This window comes from Sphingopyxis sp. LK2115 (assembly GCF_014595975.1).
Lineage (GTDB): Bacteria > Pseudomonadota > Alphaproteobacteria > Sphingomonadales > Sphingomonadaceae > Sphingopyxis.
The window spans coordinates 1-21,806 of record NZ_JABWGQ010000054.1 but is presented as its reverse complement, the minus strand read 5'-3'; the positions used below and the strand labels follow the sequence as shown (position 1 = coordinate 21,806).

The 21,806-nt window shown below is 62.6% G+C and carries 23 protein-coding genes; 21 read left to right on the top strand and 2 right to left on the bottom strand.

Annotation, left to right across the window (positions count from 1 at the left end; all coding sequences use genetic code 11):
* Positions 1–76: 76 nt before the first annotated feature.
* The 6 genes from HUW43_RS12740 (at position 77) to HUW43_RS12715 (ending at position 8,300) form a co-directional block, all read left to right on the top strand.
* On the top strand, positions 77–1,621 hold the full coding sequence (locus tag HUW43_RS12740; protein ID WP_081095413.1) for a class I adenylate-forming enzyme family protein: 1,545 nt from the start codon (positions 77–79) through the stop codon (positions 1,619–1,621).
* Between the two features lie 66 nt (positions 1,622–1,687).
* A complete protein-coding gene (locus tag HUW43_RS12735; RefSeq protein WP_054525391.1) occupies positions 1,688–2,482 on the top strand; it encodes an enoyl-CoA hydratase/isomerase family protein in 795 nt (264 codons plus the stop codon).
* Between the two features lie 43 nt (positions 2,483–2,525).
* The gene (locus HUW43_RS12730; RefSeq protein WP_066542498.1) at positions 2,526–3,764 is read left to right on the top strand and encodes a thiolase family protein; all 1,239 of its coding nucleotides are present in this window, start codon (positions 2,526–2,528) and stop codon (positions 3,762–3,764) included.
* Positions 3,765–3,801: 37 nt separating this feature from the next.
* Positions 3,802–4,947, top strand: coding sequence for an acyl-CoA dehydrogenase family protein (locus tag HUW43_RS12725; protein ID WP_017499968.1), 1,146 nt, complete (start codon positions 3,802–3,804; stop codon positions 4,945–4,947).
* Positions 4,948–5,052: 105 nt separating this feature from the next.
* A complete protein-coding gene (locus HUW43_RS12720) occupies positions 5,053–5,955 on the top strand; it encodes an SDR family oxidoreductase (protein ID WP_011415065.1) in 903 nt (300 codons plus the stop codon).
* A 197-nt stretch (positions 5,956–6,152) separates the two neighbouring features.
* A complete protein-coding gene (locus tag HUW43_RS12715) occupies positions 6,153–8,300 on the top strand; it encodes a TonB-dependent receptor (RefSeq protein ID WP_208598043.1) in 2,148 nt (715 codons plus the stop codon).
* A gap of 163 nt (positions 8,301–8,463) precedes the next feature.
* On the opposite strand, the gene HUW43_RS12710 is transcribed toward HUW43_RS12715, so the two are convergent.
* Positions 8,464–9,465: a LysR family transcriptional regulator gene (locus HUW43_RS12710; protein WP_017499965.1), complete on the bottom strand. Its 1,002-nt coding sequence runs from the start codon at positions 9,463–9,465 to the stop codon at positions 8,464–8,466.
* Positions 9,466–9,545: 80 nt separating this feature from the next.
* Between HUW43_RS12710 and HUW43_RS12705 the strand changes: the two genes are divergently transcribed.
* The 14 genes from HUW43_RS12705 to HUW43_RS12640 all read left to right on the top strand — a co-directional run bounded on the left by HUW43_RS12705 (position 9,546) and on the right by HUW43_RS12640 (position 20,816).
* Entirely contained in the window at positions 9,546–10,691 is a 1,146-nt protein-coding gene (locus HUW43_RS12705; RefSeq protein WP_026108913.1) for a CaiB/BaiF CoA transferase family protein, read from the top strand.
* Positions 10,692–11,178: 487 nt separating this feature from the next.
* Positions 11,179–11,505 carry a helix-turn-helix domain-containing protein gene (locus tag HUW43_RS12700; protein WP_017499963.1) on the top strand — a complete coding sequence of 109 codons (327 nt, stop codon included), beginning with the start codon at positions 11,179–11,181 and terminating at the stop codon, positions 11,503–11,505.
* 86 nt (positions 11,506–11,591) lie between these two features.
* The gene (locus HUW43_RS12695; RefSeq protein ID WP_017499962.1) at positions 11,592–12,338 is read left to right on the top strand and encodes a LuxR family transcriptional regulator; all 747 of its coding nucleotides are present in this window, start codon (positions 11,592–11,594) and stop codon (positions 12,336–12,338) included.
* A gap of 92 nt (positions 12,339–12,430) precedes the next feature.
* Positions 12,431–13,045, top strand: a complete 615-nt coding sequence (locus HUW43_RS12690; RefSeq protein ID WP_017499961.1) for an acyl-homoserine-lactone synthase — start codon at positions 12,431–12,433, stop codon at positions 13,043–13,045.
* Positions 13,046–13,050: 5 nt separating this feature from the next.
* On the top strand, positions 13,051–13,932 hold the full coding sequence (locus HUW43_RS12685; RefSeq protein ID WP_017499960.1) for a phytanoyl-CoA dioxygenase family protein: 882 nt from the start codon (positions 13,051–13,053) through the stop codon (positions 13,930–13,932).
* A 30-nt stretch (positions 13,933–13,962) separates the two neighbouring features.
* On the top strand, positions 13,963–14,274 hold the full coding sequence (locus HUW43_RS15970) for a helix-turn-helix domain-containing protein (RefSeq protein ID WP_081095412.1): 312 nt from the start codon (positions 13,963–13,965) through the stop codon (positions 14,272–14,274).
* On the top strand, positions 14,267–14,788 hold the full coding sequence (gene traF / locus HUW43_RS12675; protein ID WP_188237758.1) for a conjugative transfer signal peptidase TraF: 522 nt from the start codon (positions 14,267–14,269) through the stop codon (positions 14,786–14,788). Before HUW43_RS15970 ends, traF begins: the two co-directional genes overlap by 8 nt.
* On the top strand, positions 14,776–15,417 hold the full coding sequence (locus HUW43_RS12670; RefSeq protein ID WP_017499957.1) for a lytic transglycosylase domain-containing protein: 642 nt from the start codon (positions 14,776–14,778) through the stop codon (positions 15,415–15,417). Before traF ends, HUW43_RS12670 begins: the two co-directional genes overlap by 13 nt.
* A 66-nt stretch (positions 15,418–15,483) precedes the next feature.
* Positions 15,484–15,927, top strand: coding sequence for a hypothetical protein (locus HUW43_RS12665; RefSeq protein ID WP_188237757.1), 444 nt, complete (start codon positions 15,484–15,486; stop codon positions 15,925–15,927).
* A 515-nt stretch (positions 15,928–16,442) separates the two neighbouring features.
* A complete protein-coding gene (locus tag HUW43_RS12660) occupies positions 16,443–17,414 on the top strand; it encodes an ArdC family protein (protein WP_188237756.1) in 972 nt (323 codons plus the stop codon).
* Complete coding sequence (locus HUW43_RS12655; protein WP_017499954.1) at positions 17,411–17,845, top strand: DUF2958 domain-containing protein; 435 nt, start codon at positions 17,411–17,413, stop codon at positions 17,843–17,845. The genes HUW43_RS12660 and HUW43_RS12655 overlap by 4 nt, the downstream gene beginning before the upstream one ends.
* A gap of 85 nt (positions 17,846–17,930) precedes the next feature.
* The gene (locus tag HUW43_RS12650) at positions 17,931–19,742 is read left to right on the top strand and encodes a ParB/RepB/Spo0J family partition protein (RefSeq protein ID WP_188237755.1); all 1,812 of its coding nucleotides are present in this window, start codon (positions 17,931–17,933) and stop codon (positions 19,740–19,742) included.
* A gap of 110 nt (positions 19,743–19,852) precedes the next feature.
* The gene (locus tag HUW43_RS12645; protein WP_017499952.1) at positions 19,853–20,320 is read left to right on the top strand and encodes a hypothetical protein; all 468 of its coding nucleotides are present in this window, start codon (positions 19,853–19,855) and stop codon (positions 20,318–20,320) included.
* Positions 20,313–20,816, top strand: a complete 504-nt coding sequence (locus tag HUW43_RS12640) for a hypothetical protein (RefSeq protein WP_188237754.1) — start codon at positions 20,313–20,315, stop codon at positions 20,814–20,816. Before HUW43_RS12645 ends, HUW43_RS12640 begins: the two co-directional genes overlap by 8 nt.
* A gap of 53 nt (positions 20,817–20,869) precedes the next feature.
* On the opposite strand, the gene HUW43_RS12635 is transcribed toward HUW43_RS12640, so the two are convergent.
* Entirely contained in the window at positions 20,870–21,097 is a 228-nt protein-coding gene (locus HUW43_RS12635) for a hypothetical protein (protein WP_017499950.1), read from the bottom strand.
* Positions 21,098–21,457: 360 nt separating this feature from the next.
* On the opposite strand from HUW43_RS12635, the gene HUW43_RS12630 reads away from it, so the two are divergent.
* On the top strand, positions 21,458–21,778 hold the full coding sequence (locus HUW43_RS12630; protein ID WP_017499949.1) for a DUF736 domain-containing protein: 321 nt from the start codon (positions 21,458–21,460) through the stop codon (positions 21,776–21,778).
* Positions 21,779–21,806: the final 28 nt, after the last annotated feature.

Sequence of the window (21,806 nt, the reverse complement as noted above, 5' to 3'; positions counted from 1 at the left end):
GAGAGGCCTATCGCATGTCAGTTTATTATGTGTCGACTGCGCCATTGTGGGCGAGCGCCTTAGAGGAGCGCGGCTGATGGACGTCCGTACGCAAATACGTCGCGCCGCACGTTATTTCGCCCAGCAAGAGGCTCTCGTTCACGGCCACAGGCGGTTGACTTTCTCGGAAGCCTGGTTGCGCGGCGTGAAGCTCGCAAATGCTCTTGCGGAGTGCGGCCTTCAACCGGGTGACCGGATTGCTACGCTGGAGAAGAACTCCATCGAGGCCGCCGACATCATACTGGCGGCTGCCATTGGAAACTATACGCGTGTTCCTCTCTATGCGCGCAACCGATGTGAAGCGCACGCCCATATGATCGCGAGTACCGGATCTCGGTTGGCGCTGGTCGATGAGGCATTGGCTTCGGAGTTGGCGGGGCTGGATGCCCAAGCTCCGACGCTTGAGCGGATCATTATCCGCGATCACAACTATGAGAATTGGTTGGCGACAGCCTCGGACCGGGATCCCGATCCCGTCGTCGCGCCGGAGGACTATTGTGTCATCCGCCACACCGGCGGCACGACGGGCAAACCCAAGGGCGTTGCCTATCGGCACCGTTCATGGATGACGATCTCCGCCGCATTTTTGAGCATCGGCCCCCAAGTGGCTCCAGGGGATGCCATTCTGCATGTCGGCCCGTTGTCCCATGCATCGGGCTTCCTGTTCGTGCCGGCCTGGTATTGCGGCGCCCGCAACGTGATGATGGACGGCTTCGATCCAGCGTCCTTTCTTGACACTCTCGAGCAGGAACGGATCAGCCATGCCTTTGTAGCCCCCACCATGCTCAATGCCATAGTGCATCACGACGGGGCATATGGCCGCCACTTTCCGAATTTGAAGTTTCTGCTGAGTGCTTCAGCGCCGATCTCCGAGCCGACGCTTCGCAAGTCGTGCCAGATATTCGGGAATCATGTTCTTCATTCGGCCTATGGACAGACCGAAATCCTGCCCATCGCGTCTATGGGGCCCAACGAGTGGTTCGGCGAATTTGAAGGTTCTGCCCCAATTCGGGCGGTCGGACGTCCCATGAGTGGCGCCGATATCGAAATCCGTAACGAGGACGGAAAGGTGCTGGGACCAAACGAGCCCGGCGAGATCGTCGCACGGTTCGAAAATGGCCAGATGGAGGAATTCTGGAACGATCCGGAGGAAACCGCCCGGCGCATGGAAGATGGCTGGGTCAAAACCGGCGATGTCGGCATGATCGACACAAACGGATTTTTGTATCTGCTCGATCGCAACAACGACATGATCGTGTCAGGCGGCTTCAATATCTATCCCACCGAAATCGAAAACGTAATTGCCGACCATCCCGGTGTACTCGAGGTCGCGGTCTTTGGCGTGCCCCATGAAAAATGGGGTGAAACGCCGCTTGCAATGGTGCGTGTCAAGCCCGGAGCACAAATCACGGAGACCGAGATAATAGATTTGGTGCGCCAGCGTCTGGGCTCCGCAAAAAAGCCAAGCAAGGTCGTTTTTACCGCCGAGCCACTGCCGTTGAGCAATGTCGGAAAGGTGCTTCGTTCAAAGCTTCGAGAGCCCTATTGGGCGGGCCAGGACCGGCGCATTTCGGGGGCATGACCGACGCAGCCATCCTAGCCACATCCTCTATTCCGGTGACCGCCTGCCGGCGCGCGGGAGACTGCAATGGACTATGAATACATCCTGGTTGAGCAACGCGGCCCAGCGCTTTGGGTGACCCTCAACCGGCCGGCAGCGTTGAACAGTCTGTCGTTGGCTTTGGCCGAGGAACTCGCCGCAGCGATCGAGGCAGCGGAAGCAGATGCGACGGTGCGCGCTTGCATTCTTACCGGCGCCGGACGGGCGTTTTGCGCTGGCGCGGATCTGCTCGCAATTGGCGATGGAACAGGCGGACAAACTCTCGCCGAACGCTTAAATCTGTTTCTGCCGCGGCTCGGTCAGGCTTTTAACAGGATCGAGACGTCGCGCCTTCCGATAATTGCGGCGGTCAACGGCCTTACGCTCGCCGGCGGCTTGGAACTGGTGTTGTGCTGTGATCTCGTCATTGCCGCGCACCCGGCCAGATTTGGCGACGCCCATGCAAATTACGGCCTGTTGCCCGGCGGTGGAGGGTCGGTTCGACTCCCTAGGAAGATCGGCGAAGCGCGTGCGAAACATCTGATGATGACCGGCGGGACCATCTCGGCTGCCGAGATGAAGGAAGCCGGACTCGTGACCCAACTGGTTGCTCCCGAGGATCTCATTGCGGCAGCGCAAGCGCTGGTAGAATCTCTTGCAGAAAAGAGCCGGCCAGGGCTCGCCTACATGAAGCAGCTAGTCCGCGCTGCGCAGGATAGCTCGCTCGAAGTCGGGCTGCGTCAGGAACTCGAAGCCATGGCTGCTTACGCCTTGTCCAACGACATTGTCGAAGGACTGGCGGCATTCCGGGAGAAGCGGAAGCCCGATTTTTCCGACCGGTGAGACCTGATCGGATGCGGAACACATTGGAAGAATGGATCAACGAATGACCGACATATTCGTCATGGGGGTTGGGATGACCCCGTTCGGAAAACAGTTCGACAAGAGCCTGAAAATGCTCTGCGCCGAAGCTTCGTCGCAGGCCTTTTCCGACGCAGGATGCACCGCCGGCGATGTCGAAGCCATCTTCTTCGGCAATTGCGTCCAGGGGCATATGGAGGGCCAGGACATGATCCGCGGCGAAATCGTGGCGCGAGCGATGGGCATCTCAAGCGTTCCCGTGGTGAATGTCGAAAACGCATGTGCGACGGCTTCCACGGCCTTGCACATGGCCGCCGCCTATGTTCGATCGGGGGCAGCGGATGTCGTACTCGCGCTCGGCGCGGAGAAGATGTACTCGCCCGACAAGGCGCTCATGTTCAGTGCATTCGATGGCGCTTGGGACGTGCATGAAACCGAGTCGGGCCGCGCGCAGCTGCTGGCCATGGGCAATGGCGTCGATGTTCCGGAAGGAACGACATCGAGTCAGCCTTACAGCGTTTTCATGGATGTATACGCCGCGATGGCACGCGCGCACATGAAGACCTACGGCTCGACGCAAGCGCAAATCGCGGCCGTCTCGGCGAAAAATCACATGCATTCGACGCGCAATCTGCTTGCCCAGTATCGCCTCCCATATACCGTCGAAAGTGTACTCGCTGCGCCTCCGATCGTTTACCCGTTCACACTGCCGATGTGCTCCCCGATCAGCGACGGCGCCGCCGCTGCGATCATCTGCAGCGAAGCCGGTCGGCGCAAACTGTCGGCAGCCCCGGACAGGGCGCTAAGAATCCTGGCGTCTGTGCTGCAAACCGGCGCCGCGCGCGATCCCTTTGATTATGACCACCATGTCAGCCGCCTTGCGGCGAACCGGGCCTATGCGATGGCCGGCGTGGGGCCAGAAGATATTGGCGTCGCGGAGGTGCATGACGCCACGGCGGTTGGCGAGATCATTGAAATCGAGGCGCTCGGCCTGACGCCGCCTGGCGAGGGCGGACTCGCGGCAGAGCGCGGTGAGACGGCGCTGGGTGGGCGTATTCCGGTAAACACGTCGGGCGGGCTTGAATGCAAGGGACATCCGATCGGCGCCACCGGGCTCGGCCAAATCTACGAGCTTGCGCTGCAATTGCGCGGCGAGGCGGAAGATCGACAGGTTCCGAATGCCCGGTTCGCGATCGCGCAGAACGGCGGAGGTTTCATCGGGGTGGAAGAGGCGGTGGTCGCCGTCACGATCCTGGGCCGGTAGTTGTCAGAGCGCGCCTAGGGAAACACGGGGTCACGATATGAACTTTGAGCTGTCCGATGAACAACGCATGGCGGTGGAAACCGTCCGCCGCTTTCTCGACAACAAGCTTGAGCCGGAAATCCGCCGGCATGGGGAGCGATTCATCCCCAAACCGCTCATGAAGGAATGGACTCAAGCACTGACCGGCTATGGCCATATTACCGCACCGCATCAGGAGCAATGGGGCGGGCTTGATATGGGATGGCTCACTCATCTGCTCATTTTCGAGGAGATCGCCTATTCCTCGCTCGATGTGGCCATACCCGGCTTCATCAACGCGGTTGGCGCAGAACTCATCCGCCGCTTCGCCCCGGAGACGATCAAGCAACGCTATCTTGCCGACCTCGTCGCGGCCGAGAAGTTCGTTTCGCTCGGCATCTCGGAGCCCGATGTCGGCTCGGACGTCGCCGCCATCAAGACACGCGCCGTACGAGACGGCGATTTCTGGGTCATCAATGGCGAAAAGACCTGGATCACCAACGGAGCCTACTCGGACATCTTCATCTGTACGTGCAAGACTGGCGAAAATGAAGTCACTCACATCCTGGTCGATCGTGACGAGAGTGAGTATGAGGTGCGCGATATCCAGAAGATGGCGCTCAACGGCCAATCGACTGCACAGATATTCCTGTCCGATTGCCGCGTACCGGTGGCAAACACGATCGGCCGGGTCGGCGATGGATTGCGCAATACGTTGCAAGTGTTCGAGATTGCCCGCTGCCATATGGCGATGTGGAGTATCGGCATCGCACGGCGAGCAATGGATGAGGCGATCGCGTACGCTCGCGATCGCGCGCAGCATGGCAAGAAGATCGCCGGCCATCAGCTGATCGCCGACAAGATCGCCATCATGGCGACCAAGATCGACGCAGCCCGTCTGTTGACGCACCGGGCAATATCCCTCGTCCAGGCGGGCACGCGCGCAGAGACGGAATGCTCGATGGCCAAGTGGTACGCCACCGAAATGGCGATCGAAGCGACGCGCGATGCGCTTCAGATCCATGGCGGCAACGGCGTCACCCGCGAATTCATCGTTGAGCGGCTGGTGCGTGAGGCGATCATTTGCCCCATCCCCGATGGCACGACGGAGATTCAAAAGCTTGTTGTTTCGCGCGCCCTGACCGGCATTCAAGCCTTTCGGTAAGGCTCAGACGAAAACGACAGCGTCGACGGAAATGGAGCCGCGTGCCTGACTCGCACAGGATCAAATGCGCAGATGCGTCGCTCAGGTAAAAGAGGCAGACAAGCGATGGACGAAGAGCTTCGTTTCGATGGCAGGGTAGTGGTTGTGACCGGAGCCGGAGGCGGACTTGGGCGCCAGTACGCGCTGATGTTTGGCGGGCGCGGAGCCAAGGTGGTGGTGAATGATCTGGGTGGCGACGAGAAAGGGAGCGGCAGCTGCTCCACAGCCGCTGACAATGTGGTCGACGAAATTCGAGCCACGGGCGGTCAGGCGGTGGCAAATTATGCGTCGGTCGAGGAGGGCGCGCTGATCATCCAAGCCGCGGTTGACAACTTCGGAACCGTTGACGTCGTCATCAACAATGCCGGCATCCTGCGCGATGTGAGCTTCCACAAAATGACCGACGAAGACTGGACACTGCTTCAGCGGGTCCATCTGAATGGGACGCGGGCAGTGACGCAGGCAGCATGGCCGATACTGCGCGACAAGGGCTATGGCCGCATCGTCATGACCACGTCTGCAGCCGCAATCTACGGCAACTTCGGTCAGGCCAACTATGCCGCAGCCAAGCTCGGAATATTGGGGCTTGCGAACGCGCTGGCGGAGGAGGGGCGGTCCAGAAACATCCAGGTTAATACGATCGCCCCAATCGCCGCATCGCGTATGACCGCGACTGCCTTTCCACAAGAGTTTCTCGCCAATCTCAGAGCGGAAGCGATCAGTCCATTGGTCGGTTGGCTTGCGCACGAGAATTGCAGCGAAACCAAAGGGCTTTTTGAAGTTGGAGCCGGCTATATCGCCAAGCTTAGGTGGGAGCGCGCGCTTGGGCACGCCTTCGGAGCGGACAGGGCGTTCACGCTCGATGATGTCGCCCGGCACTGGGGTAGAATTGTCGACTTCACGGATGCCGAGCACCCGCTCGGGCTGAATGACAGCCTTGAGGCGGTAGAACGGGCGCTGAGAGCGTAATCAACCCGATGAATTACCATGATATTTTTGAGCGGCCGTCGGGCTGCCGATGGCGTCGTGCTGCCGCCAGATATCGATGAGCAGCAGGAATAGTTCTGCAGCGAATTGAATTGGACGACGGCCCTCAAATGCCGCCAAACGGCATGAACTACACAATATCTCCTGGGAAGAGAGGATCAGCCATGAGAGGATGTCTATTGGCTTCTGCCGCGTTGTTGTGCTCGGGAACAGCATTTGCCCAGGAAGCAACGCCCCAGGCGAACGACCAAACCGGGAGCGCCACGGAAGCGCTGGCTGAGGACATTGTCGTTACCGCCACCAAAAAGGGCTATGGCGAAAGCGTGCAGAAAGTACCGATGGCGGTCACGGCTTTTGGTGAAGCGCAGCTGGATGCCAAGTTCGTCCAGAATCTTCAAAGTCTGAGCTACGACGTTCCCAACGTCCAGCTCGAGGATGTGGGTACGGCACCGGGCTATGCCAATTTCACTATCCGGGGCCTCGGCATCAACAGCACGATCCCATCGATCGACCCCACCGTAGGCGTTTTCACTGACGGTATTTACCTCGGCATCAACGCTGGTGTCGTGCTGGACAACTTCGACCTTGAGGGGATCGAAGTTCTGCGTGGACCGCAAGGCTTGCTTTTCGGTCGCAACGTTACCGGCGGTGCCGTGGTTGTGCGGACCACGCGGCCCAGCTTCGATTTTGGAGCCAAAGCCAAGCTATCCATTGAAACGGGACTGAAAAAGACCGTAAGCGGCACGGTTACCGGACCTATCGTCGATGACGTTTTGGCTGCCAAATTGGCCGTCTACTACAGCGACGACAATGGCTGGTTTCGCAACCGCTTCGACAATCGCAGCTTCGGTAAATCACATGACCTTATCATTCGCCCGGCACTTTCGCTCAAGGGTGGCGACCGCTTCCGAATGGATCTCCGCTATGAGCATGGCGATGTCGAAAGCGATGGAGCCCCTGTCCAGAGTCACGCGCTGTTTCCCCGCGACAGCTTCAGGTTTTCGATCAATTTCCCAGGTTTCTATGATGCCAAATGGGACCAGGCGATCGTGGAAACCAACATCGATGTCGGTCTGGGCGAAGGCGTCTTCACCAACATCGCTGGCTATCGGAAATTCCGATCCTCCGCGGGCGCTGATATCGATGGAACACCACAGTCCTTCTTTCATGCCTTTTTCGAAATCGACCAGGATCAACTCAGCGACGAACTTCGTTATGCCGGAAGGTTCGGTGACGTCGAATTGACAACCGGTCTATACTATTTTTCCCAGGATCTTCGTTACGCCGAGCTGCGGAATCTTTTGGGCGGTGCTCGGATCGTTTCCGGTGGGGGTACGCAAGACCAGACAACATGGGGCATTTTTGCTTCGACCGACTGGCATTTCACCGATACGCTGACCTTGAATCTCGGCGCGCGGTATAGTTGGGAACGCAAAGCCGTTCGGGTCTCGGCCTTACGCGCAAATGGTTGCAATCTAGACACGCTGATCTGTGCAACCAATTTCGCCGACGCGGCAAAATGGCGAGGGTTTACGCCGAAAATCGGCCTTCAGTGGAAGCCGGATGACGACACGCAGATTTATGGCCTTTACACGCGCGGGTTCCGCAGCGGCGGATATAATTTGCGCAACACCGATCCCGCTGTGCCGCCGGGGCCATTCAATCAAGAGACCCAGGACAGTTTCGAACTCGGCGCCAAGAAGCAATTCGGGCGCCACCGGATCAACCTGGCGGCCTTCTACAATCGCATGAAGGACCTGCAGCGCGAGATCAACCTGCCCGGACCGCTTGGCGTCAGCCAGGTCATACGGAACACCGCCGACGCCACAATCAAAGGCGTCGAGGCCGAGGGGCAGTTTTTTCTTTTGTCCAACCTCGTGATTTCGGGTCAGCTCGGCTACGTGAATGGCCAGTATCGCAACGTCCAGTTCGACCTCAGCGGTGATGGCGTCATCAACGATGTGGATCGTGCGCTCAAATTGCCAAGGCTGTCGCCATGGACCTATGGCGTAGGGCTGACTTATGATCAGCAGCTTGGCGAATTGGGGACAGCAACGGCGCGTGTCAGCTTCACGCATCGCGACAAGGCGGCATTCACCGACAACAACGTCGGCTTCCTTCAGGGCGCCGATATGCTCGATGCGAGCCTCACATTGGCGACCGACAACAAGCACTGGCGCTTCTCCATCTATGGCCGAAACCTCCTGAATGAGGTGACGATTGGCGGCGATACACCTTTGCCGGCGGCCTTCGGGGGCACGGGTGCAAGCCTTTCACCGCTAAACAGGGGGCGCGTCATCGGCGGAGAAGTGGCGATTAGCTTCTAGGCCATTTTCGAGGGAGTGGAATCACCCGCCAACTCGGAAAATGCCCAAGATCAATTTGCTAGAGCATTTCCTGCCGGAAAGCCGGTTCCCACTTCTGCGCGAAATGCTCTAGCTGATCGCGACGGATGCAGCGGATTTCCGATCGCACCCCGCCCCCTTGCCGTTAATCCGATGATGCGGTGCGCCATGCCTGACGAACAAGGCTGACGAGCGCACGGCCAGCCGGTTTTACCTGCCAGCGGCTACGCACAGCATAACAAAGCGTCAATGGATCGAATAAACCGATTCCCTCCAAGGCCACGAAATTGGCGCGAAACCATGAGTTCTCGGTGAACTGTTTTGCAACCATCCCGATAGCATCGGATGTGGCAACGATCCGTCGAACCAATTGAAAATAGTCTGTCATGTGGATCCAGTCAGCGGGACGCTTACCGCTTTTTTCGTACATCTGCTGAATGATCGATGTGTAGGGTTCGGAAGATGAGGGCACTACGAATTCGAACTGGACCAGCGGCTCCTTGCTGGTCGGGTTTATCCCCAGAATGGGATGATTGTTCCGCACAAAAGGCAGTATTTCGATCGAGGCGACCCGCTCGCACTTGAATTCCGGCCAGCGTGCAAAGGCCGCTTCAAGTCCAAAGGCGACATCGATATCGCCGCGCGACAGGAGTCGCACGCCCCTTTCGCTGTTGCCCGAAACGACTTCGACGCGCACTGCCGGATGGCGCCGCAGCAAAGAAACCAGAGGTTGGGTGAGCAACCAGTCGATTGACCCTGGGAACAGTCCGATTCGAAGCGGGCCCGCATAGGCGTCGGCGCGGCGGGCTGTATCTCCGAGTAGTTCAGCTGCGTCGGCAAGCAAGCGCGCTGCGCGATCAATAAATTCGCGTCCCTCCTCTGTCGGCATCGCGCCCCGTGAGGTCCGATGGAAAAGGGAATAGCCAAGATGCCGTTCGAGTTCAGCGACACTCTTGGTCACCGCCGACTGCGTGACACCAACCGCATCCGCTGCCCTGGAGAAGGAACGAAGCTGACCAACCGCGACGGCATGCTTGAGGCGAGAATCGAGCATGGACATGCCCCACAGGAATAATTGCTCCAGAGAATGAATTAGGCGAATCAAGGTCATTTTGCCAATCTTACTTTCGACACTGCCGCCCAGCACGACTGCAACCCGTCTCGAAATCTGGAGCGGCGAAACGGCCTGGATCAAAGCGCCAAGGTCTCAGACGCAGGTATGCCTGAATGACGAAAACTGGTCCGCTTGCAGGCCTCAAAATACTCGAAATTGCGGGCATCGGCCCGGCGCCGTTTTGCGGAATGCTGTTGGCCGACCTTGGCGCCGATGTCGTCGTCATTGAACGCGTAAGCCCTAACTCCGAAAATATCGATCTTGGCAGCGGCGCCATTGTGAACCGCGGGAAACGTGTAATTGCCTTGGATCTGAAGTCCCCCGAAGGCGTCGCGCATGTCCTGGATCTCGTCCAAAGGGGCGATGTACTGATCGAAGGCATGCGGCCTGGGGTGATGGAGAGGCTCGGCCTTGGTCCCGAGGTTTGCCTAGCGCGTAACCCCCGCCTTGTATTCGGTCGCATGACGGGTTGGGGGCAGCAGGGACCTCTCGCCCAAGCGGCCGGCCATGACATCAACTATATCGCGCTGTCAGGAGCCCTTTGGTATGCTGGGCATCCCGGTGAACCGCCAATGGCGCCGCCAAGCCTGGTAGGCGATATTGGGGGTGGAGCGCTCTATTTGGCCATCGGCGTCCTCGCAGCGGCAATGCACGCGCGGGATACCGGGAATGGGCAAGTGGTTGACGCCGCGATCGTCGATGGGAGCGCTCACATGATGAACTTGCTCCTGAGCCTGAAGGCCGCCGGCCAGGTTGCCAGCATACGCGGCTGCAGCATCCTTGACGGCCCTCACTGGTACTCGACCTATCGGTGCGCCGACGGGAATTTCATCTCAGTCGGATCACTCGAGCCCAAGTTCTATGCGCTGCTTTGCAAAAAGCTGGGGTTGGCCGGCGATAGCAGTTTTGACGACGGCTATGATCGTGATGCCTGGCCCGAGCTCAAGCAGCGTTTTAGCGAGATATTCGCCATGCGGACACGGGAAGAATGGCGCACACTGCTGGAAGGCAGCGATGCCTGCTTTGCCCCCGTGCTTGATCCGGACGAAGCGGCGCGCCATCCTCATATGGCAGCGCGAGGCGTCTATCGGGAGATCGACAATATCCTCCAGGCAATGCCGGCGCCACGTTTTTCGGGCTCGTCACTACCGATCCCCGGACCGATCCCGCTGCATCATGAAGATCCGAGTACAATTCGGCGGGGCTGGAGCAAACCGGACCGCTGCGGGATTACCGCCAGAACCGACTGTTGCGAGTAGTCGGTTGGCATGGTGGGCGGCCAGCGGCCCGACACGAACGGTGATTTCATAACTATGAACCAATGCGACGCTCCGCTTCGCTGCGCTGCATTCAAATCAAAGGAGACAACGACACACAGGCACGTCAAACTATCCGATGATTCCTGTACGCCACGCCGGAACGGCGATTGCGGACGTGTCCACGGGACGTTGTTCGCATCGTGATTCGCTCGGCGCTTGAAATCAATGCTCGCCCCGGATGTGACGACGCCGATGGGATTTCCACTGCGGCGGCCACGGCCAATGTCCTGGCGTGAGGGCTTCGGTCATCGACCGATTCGACCGTCCGAATGCGGTCTTTTGGCGCGCCTGAGAATCCGCATCAGAGTTGAGTGCGCGTTGTTCGGGAATCTCATTTAAATATTTGTAAAAATGTAATAATATAGATAATAACTCCAACCTGTATCCAGTGTGGAGTAATGGTCGCAGGGCGTGAACTTACGCCCTTATGGATGCGTCGAAGTCCTTCAGTTTGAATCTCAGGAAATTGCGGCTTGCGATGCGCATCACGCAAGAAGCGCTCGCCCATGATGCGGGCACGAGCAGCTCTTATCTGAGTGCGATCGAAAATGGCCGGTCGAGCCCGACGCTGAAAGCAATGGAGCGGCTCGCGAAGGCACTCGGCGTTAATGCCGTCTATCTCTTGTCCGGCCGGATATCGATCTCGATCGTTTCGGACGACGAACTGGAAATCGGCGCGATACTGGCGCGCCCGGCGGTGACGCTCCGGCGCCATCCGCACAAGCCGACGGGGCGGCCGAGCAAGACCAAGTAAATCATCGGGGGCTGCACGCGCGTGGGCTGGAACCACGCGCCCGATAGACGCGCCCGCAACGCGCGCGTCGAAAGGAGTGCCCCTCGGTGCCGTTTCGCGACCTCGATGCCTATATTAAGCAGGCCAGGCGCGCGAACAGTGATCGCGAGCTGTTCAGTTGCAGCGAGGCCGCCGCACGCCAGCTCGGCCTCCCATGGCTCGCGATCGTCCAGAGCATGGCCTTCTTTCAGCCCGGTGGGCGATATTTCCGCATGGACAATTTCCAGAGCTGGGGCGACGTTTTCGTCGCCGAAGGCTATTACCGCGACGATCCCGCCTTGCTCGCGGCGCGCTCGACAAGCCGGGCGTTCTGCTGGCACGAAATGGAGCGACTGCTGGGCGGCTTCACGCGGCGACAGGCGCGCATCGTGCGCGAAGCCGCGCGTCATGGCCTGCGCAACGGCCTCACCGTTCCGATTGGCGTCGCCGGCGAGCCGCCCGGATGCTGTACGTTCGCAACGCGCGACGGGCAATTGCCGCCATCGCATATCTGCCGGATCGCGACGCTGATGGCGAGCGAGGCGTTTACCGAGGCGCGGCGCTTGCACGGCTTTCCGGCGCGCCCGCTGAAATTACCCCATCTCAGCCCAAAGCGGCTCGAATGCTTTCGCTTGGCGGCGATGGGCAAGAGCGACGTCGAGATCGGGATCATGATGAACATCGCCCCGACGACAGTGCGCACCTACATGCGTGACCTGCGCGAACATTTCGGAATCTATTCCCGCGCGCAGCTCCCGGCGATCGCGCTCGCCTGCGGAATCGTCTGCATCGAGGAGATCGTCCCGCGGTTCTGAGCGGGATCGCCGCATCCTCAATATTGACGACTGTTTGAGCCCTTCATCTCTGCTCCCTTCGCGACTGTTCAATTTGAACGGGAGCTACTGCCATGATCCATATTGTCAAAGGGTGCTCGCTTACCGATGCGCGCGCCGCCTCGATGTTCGAGGACCGCAAGACCCTGTTCGTCGATCTGCTGGGCTGGGATGTTCCGGTCGTCGGCGGCCGCTATGAAATCGACAGCTATGACGGCGACAAGGCGGTCTATCTGATCGCCACCGACGATGGCTGCATTCACCAGGGGTCGATGCGGCTGCTATCGACAGAGGGCGCACATCTTCTCGCCGATCGTTTCGCGTCGCTCTGCGAGTGCGATGCGCCCCGGGGGGAGCAGGTTCGCGAGATTACGCGACTTTGCCTGCCGCAACGATTGGGCGCCCCCGGACGCCTGCGTGTCCGCAACCGGCTCATCTCGGCGATGGTCGATCATGCGCTCGGCAGCGGAATCACCATGCTAACCGGCGTCGTGACCGCTGCTTTTCGCGAGGAGGTTTTGGCGATGGGCTGGCGCGCAGCGCCGCTCGGCCCCGCGCGCCGCATCGATGGCGCGTTCCTTGGAGCGTTCCGCATCGAGATCTGCGCCGGTACGCCTGCGCTGCTGGCGTCGAACGGCATCTATGTACCGGGTGCGATCACTCCCGATGCGGCGGCAAGAGCCGCGTGAAGGGAATGGCGATGCACGACCCCGCCCGCCTCGCCGCGATGCTGCTCGCCGACGGTTATGTCATTGTCGATAACGCCGTGCCGACCGAGCTAATCACCGCGCTCGAAGCCGAACTCGCACCGCGCTTCGTCGCCACGCCCTTTTGCGAAGGCGGATTCTACGGAGCCCGCACCAAGCGCTTTGGCGCGTTGTTGCGGCGTTCACGGCATATCGCCGGCCTTGTGCTGCACCCGATCATCCGCGGTATCGCCGAAACGGTGCTCGGGGAATGGTGCGATCGTATCGTTCTCAACCTCACCCAGGCGATCGAAATCCATCCCGGCGCGCTCGCGCAGGTGCCGCACCGCGACCAGGATCTCTGGGGCGGCGTCAAGACCGGGATGCACTATCAGATCAACGTCATCTGGCCGATCGATCCGTTCACGCTGGAGAGTGGCGCGACGCTGGTCTGGCCGGGCAGCCATCACGATGCGGCATCGCAACCGGGCGATGCACGTCCGGTCGCCGCCGAAATGCCACCCGGCTCCGCGCTGCTGTTCCTCGGATCGATCCTGCATGGTGCCGGCGCTAACCAGTCCGATCATGTGCGCCGCGCGGTCATCACCTCCTATTGCCTCGGATGGCTGCGGACGTTCGAGAATCAGTATCTCGTCTATCCGCCCGCCATCGCTCGAGCGTTCGATCCCGATCTGGCCGCGCTCATCGGCTATGCCCAGCATCGCCCCAATCTCGGCAATGTCGAAGGCCAGTGCCCGTCCGTGCTGCTTCACCGGGACGATATCGACGGCCTCCCTGCGATCGACGCGCTGCTCCCCGGCCAGGCCGACATGCTGGATGCCTATGTCGCCGAACAGGAAGCCGCGCGTGCGGGCCTGATCGGCGGGTAACGCGGGTTCGTCGGACCGGGCGCTGCACTCATGACACACGATCCAAACCCCGAAGCAGGCGGCGGCGCGCGAACACGGATCGAGGCGGATTCATCCGCTGTGGACGGTGGAGCCACGGCGTCGTCGGCCGCGGAGCGCGCTCGGCGGGCACGCGAGCATTGCCCGTTTCTGACAACCAAGCAGGCCGCGTTCCATCTCGGTCTCGCGGGGGACACGCTCAAGAAGATGCGCCGGGAGCGGCGCGGCCCGCCGTGCCGAAAGCATGGCACCGTCTGGCGCTACCATATCGACGATATCGAGGCCTGGTCGCGCGCGAACATGCGGGAGGGAGGCAATGGCTAGGCTGCTACCCTCCCGTCTGCCGGCTAAACCCACCGCGCTGATCGGTCTCGGCGCGGCCGCGCTGGCGACCACGATCGCGCTGCCGCCAACGCCGTGGCTGGTCTGGAACGCATCGGCCAGCGCGCCGATCGGTCTCTATGCCGTCAGCGGACGGCAGGACATCGCATCGGGCGACATGGTGCTGGTCCGGGTGCCCGACCGCTGGCGCCGGCTCGCCGCCGAGCGGCGCTACATTCCGATCAATATCCCGCTGGTCAAGCGCGTCGCGGCCGCGCCCGGCGATCGCGTCTGTGCGCGCGGGCGGGAGATCTATGTCAACGGCCACCCGGTGGCCGAACGCCGCGAAGCCGATGGCCGCGGCCGTCCGATGCCGTGGTGGAATGGCTGCGTGATGTTGCGTTCGGGCGCATTGTTCCTGCTGATGGACAGCCCGGATTCGTTCGATGGGCGTTATTTCGGACCGACATCGCGCGGCGACGTCATCGGCGAGGTGCGACTGCTGTGGCTGGGCTGAGGGTCGCCATCACCGCCCTGGCGCTGCTGGCGGCGGCACCGGCTGACGCGCAGTCGGTCGTTCACTGGCGGCCCTATATCGAGGCAGCCTCGGCGCGTTTCGGCGTGCCGGTAGAATGGATCGAGCGCGTCATGCGCGCCGAGAGCGGCGGGCGCACGGTGCTGGACGGGCGCCCGATCACCAGCCACGCCGGCGCGATGGGACTGATGCAGCTCATGCCCGGCACCTGGTCCGAAATGCGCGCGCGGCTCGGGCTCGGACGTGATCCCCATAGCCCGCGCGACAACATATTGGCGGGGACGCTCTATCTTCGTCTGATGTATGACCGCTTCGGTTATCCCGGACTGTTCGCAGCCTATAACGCGGGACCGGCACGCTATGCCGAGCACGTGCGGACCGGCCGCGCGCTGCCCGGTGAGACCCGCGCCTATCTCGCGAGCGTCGCCGGAGTGCCCGTCAATTCCCGGTCGGCTGTCACGGCCGCCAGTGCAACGCCGCGTACCGTCAATGCCATCTTCTTCGCGATCGGCGACCGGCCCCCTGCCGGCCGGAGCGAAGCCGGTGCGGCCACGCTGTTCGTCGCGCTGCGATCGACGTCGCCCGAGAAGAACGCGCCAGACCGCCCATAGTGCGAGCCGATCGGGGCTTCATGCCGAATCGTGTTTCTGCTATGTTCCGAGCCTATGGAGTTGGTCGTGATGTTGCTCGGTCTGATCCTGTCGGCCACCGGCATCGTCCTCTTCGCCTGGGCGATGTTCCGGCTCGCCGTCTTCGCACTCCCGGTCGGGCTCGGTGCGGCCGCATTTCTGTGGGCGGGGGGTGGCGAACTGGGGCCGTTGCTCGGTCTGCTTCTCGGCCTCGTCGTCGGCGTCGCGGTCTTGCTGATCGGACGCATGCTCATCGCGTCGCGGTTGCCCGTTCCGCTTCGCGGAGCGATCGCGCTTCTCTTCGCCGTGCCCGCCGGGATCGCCGGCGGCAGTGTCGTCTCCAGCCTGATGCAGCTCGGCGGTGCGGGGCCGACCGCGACCGGCATCGCCGCGGCGGTCGGCGCGATCATCATCGCCGGTGCCACCATGATGAGCCTGTTGCCCGCGATGACCGCTCGCACCGGTTCGAACGGATCCCCGCTGCACGGTTGATCTGTTGGGGCCAGTGGGCCGAGTGCTCGCTCCTCGTGTCACCGCGCGCATGGCGACCACGACGAGAGTGCTTCAAGACGGCAGGGTCTGACCTGACGCATCCGGGTTTTCAGGCGCCTCGCGCCTGCGGCGCGACCTCCGCTCTATTCCGCTAGGCTCACATCCGTTCGCCAAGCTCCACCGGGCCACGCTTCGCGCGTCCCGGCCAAAGGTGACGATCGGACTGGCGGGATGCCGGAGCCTTGCTCCGGCCTGTCGTCGCCGCGCCTGACCGGCGCGGCGGCATTTTTCGTTGGGCCTTCCCCTCGTCGCGCGGGTGGGCGGCGCTCCCTTCTGGGCCCGGCCCGGCGTCCCGCAAGCCGGCCTTCGACTGCGCTCGGGTCCGGCTCCTCCATTGCATTTCGGCCCTGCGGGTGCGGACCGCCTCCTGGCCGCGCCCGGCAGGTCGCAATTCGCCGCCCACCCCCGCTCCGGGGGAGGCCCTGGGGTTTTTGGGGCGGCATTGGAGGATAGCCATGCACCAGACCGGCAGCCAACGCGCGCGCGCAGAGGGCAGCAAACGCCAGCCCCCGGCGGAGCGCGCCAATCTTTACGACGAGGTGACGGGCCGCATCGTTTCCGAACTTGAGGCGGGCCGCTTCCCTTGGGTCCAGCCTTGGGGCCGCCCCAATGGTCAAGGCTTCTCCGCCGCCCCCGGCCTCCCGCGCAACGGGCTCACCAGCCGCAATTACAGCGGCGTCAATGTCCTGATCCTGTGGGGAGCAGTGATCGAGAACGGCTATCCGTCGCAATCGTGGCTGACCTTCCGCCAAGCCTTGGAGGCGGGCGGCAATGTCAGGAAAGGCGAGCGCGGGACAAGGGTTGTCTATGCCGACCGCTTCACCCCCGAAGCCGAGAAGGAACGCGCGCGCCAGACCGGCGGCGAAGCCCGCGCGGTGCCGTTCCTCAAACGCTTCACCGTGTTCAACGTCGCACAGTGCGAAGGCTTGCGCCCCGGCCTTGCCACCGACCCCGCACCGCTTCCCGAACGCCAAGTCGTGCCGATCGCCGAAGCGGTCATTGCGGCATCGGGCGTCGATTTCCGCATCGGTGGGGACAAGGCCTACTATGTCCCGAGCGCCGACTATGTGCAGGTGCCCCCGCAACCGGCCTTCCACGAACAGATCAATTTCTACCGGACGGCGCTGCACGAACTCTGTCATGCCAGCGGCCACCCGTCGCGCCTCAATCGCAATCTGCGCAATGCGTTCGGCAGCAAGGACTATGCGCGCGAAGAATTGATCGCCGAGATGGGATCGGCCTTCCTTTGCGCCGCGCTCGGCATCGTGCCGACCGTTCGTCACGCCGATTATCTGGCATCATGGCTCGACGTGCTGCGCGAGGACAATCGCGCGATCTTTCGCGCGGCCAGTCACGCGAGCAAGGCCGCCGATTGGCTGCTTGCCCGCTACGCCGAGACGCAGGACGAAGGGAGGGAAGCGGCATGATTACGCTCCCCCATGCGATCCTTTCGGCGCTGCGCGCGAATGCGCGCGCCAGCCGCCTCCACGAGCAGCGCGACGAACGGTTCGACCCGTTCCCGGTGGTCAAATTCTTCAATCCGGTCGGCGCGGCGACGTGGATCGCCACCGAGCTTTACGACGATGGAGACACGCTGTTCGGCCTCGCCGACTTGGGGTTCGGATGCCCGGAAATGGGCGTGTTCTCGCTTACCGAGATTGCGGGCGTCCGCTTGCCCTTCGGCCTGTTCATCGAGCGCGACGAGCATTTCGAGCCGCTGGCCCCGCTTTCGCTATGGTCCGATACCGCGCGGCGCATGGGTGCAATCGTTCTGGCCGAAGCCGAACTTCGCCGCATCACCGATAGCCGGAACGGCAACGAGCTTCCGCCGCCTCTTGATGATCGAGGGGCCGGATGACGCGCGGCGCGTTTCGCCGCATTGAGTGCCGGTCCCGCCCATCCAGCAAGACAAACGGGACCGGCGCTCCAGAAGGAGCAGACCAATGAAACTCGACTTTATCGACCATAGCAAGCTGGTTCCGTCCAAGGTGAACATGCGGCACGGACCCAAGCCCCCGGACGTGGGCGACATTCTGCCCTCGATCCGCAAGCGCGGTGTCATCGTGCCGCTGATCGTGCGCCCGCAGGCGGGCAACGATAATGGCGTCCACGAAATCGTCGCCGGGCGGCGGCGCTGGACGGCGAACGCCATCGCGCTTGTCGAGGGCATCGACCACGGCCCGCTTCCCGTCGCCATCCTCGACGCCGGGGACGACGCCGACGCCATCGAGGCATCGCTTCTCGAGAACACCCGGCTCGATCCCGACGAGGTGACGCGATGGGAAACCTTCGCACGGCTGGTCAAGGAGGGCCGCGACATTGCGGATATCTCCGCGACGTTCGGCATTCCCGAGCTTGGCGTGAAGCGTATCCTAGCGCTCGGCAACCTGCTTCCGCGCATCCGCGATCTTTACCGCAAGGAGAAGATCAACGCGGCGACCGTCCGGCATCTGACGCTGGCGAGCAAGCAGCAGCAGAAGGCATGGCTGGCGCTCTACGACGATGACGACGCCTATTGCCCGACCGGCCAGCAATTGAAGGCATGGCTGTTCGGCGGGCAGTCGATCAAGGTCGAACATGCCCTGTTCGACGTCGATGCGAGCGGCCTTGCGATCGTCGCCGATCTGTTCGGCGAGGACCGCTATTTTGCAGATGCCGACGCGTTCTGGACCGCGCAGAACGCCGTAATCGACGCGCGCAAGGAGGACTATCTGGATGCCGGATGGTTCGACGTGGTGATCGTCCCGCCCGGCGAATATTTCTACCGCTATGAGTTCGCCAAGGCACCCAAGCGCAAGGGCGGGCGCGTGTATATAGATGTGCGCGAAAGCGGCGAGGTCGAGGTCCACGAAGGCTATGTGACGGGCAAGGAGGCCAAGCGGCTCGAACGCGGCGAGGCAATCGAAACCGGCCCCAAAGTGCCGCGCCCCGAAGTGACGAGCACGATGCAGACCTATATCAACCTGCACCGTCATGCCGCTGTCCGCGCCTCGCTGACCCGTCATCCCAAGGTCGCGCTGCGCTTGATGGTCGCCCATGTCATCGTCGGGTCGCCACTGTGGACGGTCAAGCCCGAGCCGCAGACCGCGCGCAACGACGATGTGCGCGAAAGCGTCGAAACTTGCCGCGCGGAAACCGACTTCGACGCGAAGCGCCGCGCCGTATTGGACCTTCTCGGCTTCTCGCCCGAGGAACCGACCGTCACAGGCGGCAACGGCGACGACTTCGGACTGGTCGGCGTGTTCCTGCGCTTGCTCGACGTGCCCGACCGCGCCGTAATGGACGTGATCGTCATCGTCATGGGCGAAACGCTCGCCAGCGGCAGCGCCGCCATCGAGGCGGTCGGCGGCGAGATCGGCGTCGATATGGCCCGCTACTGGCAGGCCGACGACGCCTTTTTCGAGTGTGTCCGCGACAAGGAGGTGCTGACCCGCATCGTCGCCGAGGTGGCGGGCGAACCTGTCGCCGCCGCCAATGCGAAGGAACCGGGCAAGGTCTTGAAGCGCATCGTCCGCGACCATCTGGAGGGTGCGAACGGGCGGCCCAAGGTCGAGGGTTGGGTGCCGAAATGGATGGCGTTCCCGCCCGCTACCTATACGGCGCGCGGCGGCGTCGGCACCGTCGCGGCTCATGCCAAGGTGCTCGCGGCGCGCCCCGACCGCGAGCCGGAACCGACCGGCCCCGGCGCGGTGATTGCGCTTCCGGCCCCTGCCAAGGCCGAGCCGCAGGAACAGCCCGAGCGCGAAGCCGCATGAAACTGGACGGGCGGCGGCGCACCCGCCGCCCGTTCCGTCCCCCATAAAATCGCCGCGCCGCTCGGCCGCAAGCGGCCCTCGCGGCGCGGATTTCAGACAGGAGACTTGTCATGGCCGACCGTGTTTCGGCATCCATCACCATCGGCGGGACGCTCCCCGCCAGCCAGCTTCCCGCCTTCGCCGAGGCCATCGCGAACGAAGGGCTGTCCACCGAATGGGACGGCGAACCCTTCGCGCTCGGCGATCTGCCCGAGGGCGAGCCCTTGGCGCTCATGGCGCACGAGGTCGCCTGGGGGCGGTTCGAGGGACTCGAAGCCTTCTGCATCGCGCATGGGCTTTTCTTCGCGCGCTGGTCGGGCGCCTATGCCTGCCAGTGGGGTGCGGAACGCACCGTGTTCACCGGCAGCGGCGAACCGCAAAGCTACGCTGCCGACGAGGACGACTATATCCTCATGGGGCGCTGCACCGCCGAGCGATTGGGTAGCTATGCGGCGATCATCGCGCATTTCGATGCGGCCGACTTCGCGGTGCCCCCGCTTGTCATCACGCCCGAACGGGAGGAGGCGAGCAATGGCTGACATCTGGATTCAGGGCAGCTTCGCCTTTCGCTGCACCGCCGCCGAGTGCGCGCTGATCGAGGAAGTCGCAAACGCTGGCTACGCGCTGGCGAATGACGACGCGCCCGATCCGCCGAGCGCGGCGCTGCTCGCAGCCTTTCCGCCGGACGATGCGAACGCGCGGTGGAGCGGGTTTCGCGAGGCGTTCAACGATCCCGAATTTCCCACCATCGGAGCCGATTTCATCGCTGAAACCTGCCCCGACGATCCATCCGCGCGGATCGTGTGTTTCGCCAGCATGGACGATTTCGATGCCGCTGCCATCGCGGTGGTGATCCAGCGATGTTGCCCCGAAACGCTCGCCAAGGGGCCGATCGGCTTTGAATGGGCCATGACCTGTTCCAAGCCCCGCATCGGGGAGTTCGGTGGCGGCTGGTGCGCGATTTTCGCAGACCGCATCGAGATCGAGGCGACCAACGAGGCGCTGTCGCGCGCGCTCGCGGGCGACGGCAACTAGCCCAAATCGCGCCGCACTGCGCGCTCGCGTGCCGAAAACCCCTGCCGCCTGACCTACCGGGCGGTGCGGCGGATCACCGTCCGGGCGCTTCCGCATAACGTGCATTCGTCCTTCTGCCGCTCGAATCCGCGCGTGCCGCCGAGCGCGCAGGTGACGACATTGGCCTGTGCGGTAACCGACAGGTTGAGCCGGTCAGTCACGCAGGCATCGCACACCGCCGCGCCGTCCAGCCGCACGATCAGCCGTTCGATCTGCCCCGCAATCGTCGTTCCTTCGTTCATCGCCGTGAGGCTATAGCCGCGGCCTCGTGGCCGCGAAAGCAATCATGGCTTCCCGGAAAGACGCCGGACTGGGCTTCCTGTCCGCGCGCGCATCTCGTCCTTTCGTGTCTCACCAACCCGTCGCCGGCTCCTTGGGCGCATGACCTGGGACGGTCGCGCGCCTCGCGAAACCATCGCGCGGAACTGATTTCCCCGCGCCGCTTTGGCGGCGCTCCTCGCGGCCGCTTCGCTCCAAATCAGCCCCGCGCTTCCGGTCCTCCGCTTCGCTTCGGCCTGCGGTTCGCAGCGCGCTCAAGGGCCGTCCCTTCGGTCCGCCCATCGCCCGGCATCGGGTCGGGCGAATGTGCAAGGAGACGAGAAATGCCCTCAATCGGTCATGTCCAGCGCCAGAACGACGGTTCGTTCCGGGGCGCCTTGAAGACGCTTTCGGTCAATGCCGAGATCGCCATCATCCCCAACCGCAGTAAGACCGGGGACCAGCCCGACTACCGCGTGCTGTCGAACGGCGTCGAACTGGGCGGCGGCTGGATCCGCACCGGCGAGGTGAGCCAGCGCGAATATGTCCGCCTCGCCATGTCGGCCCCCGAACTTGGCGGCCGCACCCTCTACGCCAATCTCGGCCGCGCCGCCGGGCAGGACGACGACGACGCGTTCGCCGTTATCTGGAACCCCGGCGACTGAGCCGGATCGCCCCCGCGCCGGTCACCCG